The sequence below is a fragment of the Azospirillum sp. B4 genome (genome assembly GCF_000333275.1).
GTDB lineage: Bacteria > Pseudomonadota > Alphaproteobacteria > Azospirillales > Azospirillaceae > Nitrospirillum.
Map to the genome: position 1 here is coordinate 1 of NZ_BACU01000660.1, position 905 is coordinate 905.

A 905-nucleotide genomic window follows, 5' to 3' on the forward strand; every position below is an offset into this window, starting at 1 on the left:
GCGCGGTCGGGCTGCCCTTGGCGATGAATCCCGCAGCCGCCGGATGATCTGCCCGGCGCGCAACGCCTGTTCGGACGCCTTTTCCATGGCCTCCCGCGCCAGGGGCAGGTCGGCGTCCTCCGCCCGCTCCAGCAGCCGCATGGACGCCTTGACGTAGTTGACCACGGCGGTCAGCGGCTGGTTCAGCTCATGCGCCAGTGCCGACGCCAACTGGCCCATGACGCTGACCCGGCTGACATGCAGCAGTTCGGCCTGAAGCTGCTGCAGGCGCCGTTCCACCGCCTGGTGTTCCGTCAGGTCGTGGACGAAACCAGTGAACAGCCGCTCGCCCTCCAGGTCCACGGCGCCCACCGCCAGCTCCATGGGAAAGACGGAACCGTCGCGGCGCTGGCCGGAAACGATGCGGCCGACACCGATGATCCGCTTCTCCCCGGTGGCGAGATAGCGGGCGATATACTGGTCGTGCTGTTCCCGATAGGGCGAGGGCATGAGCATGCTGATGTTCCGGCCCAGCACCTCCGCCTCCTCGTAGCCGAAAAGGCGCCGCGCCGCCGGGCTGAAGGACCGGATCAACCCCTTGTCGTCGATGACGATCAGGGCGTCGGGGATGGTCTCGATGATGGAGGCCAGGCGCGCCTCGCGCTCGCGCAGGGCCTGCTCCGCCGCCCGCCGGTCGGTGATGTCACGGATGATGCCGATATAGGCGGGCGGTCCATCCGGCAGCGCCTCGCCCACCGACAGTTCCATGGGGAAGGTGCTGCCGTCGCGGCGCAGGCCCGTGACCTCACGGCCGATGCCGATGATGCGCCGCTCCCCCGTGGCACGGTAATGCGCCGCTGCCCCTCCGCTCCTTTGCTTCCCGCTTGCCTATGCGGCCGGTATCGTCCGTCGTCTTCCCAGCCGCG

1 protein-coding gene and 1 pseudogene are annotated in these 905 nt (G+C 69.0%); both read right to left on the reverse strand.

Annotated features, from left to right (window positions below):
• Positions 1-219: histidine kinase dimerization/phospho-acceptor domain-containing protein (locus tag I55_RS39190; RefSeq protein ID WP_286364328.1), on the reverse strand; the 219-nt coding region annotated here is incomplete at its 3' end.
• A 57-nt stretch (positions 220-276) separates the two neighbouring features.
• Positions 277-819 (reverse strand): annotated as a pseudogene (locus I55_RS39195) (PAS domain S-box protein); the annotation flags it as partial.
• Positions 820-905: the final 86 nt, after the last annotated feature.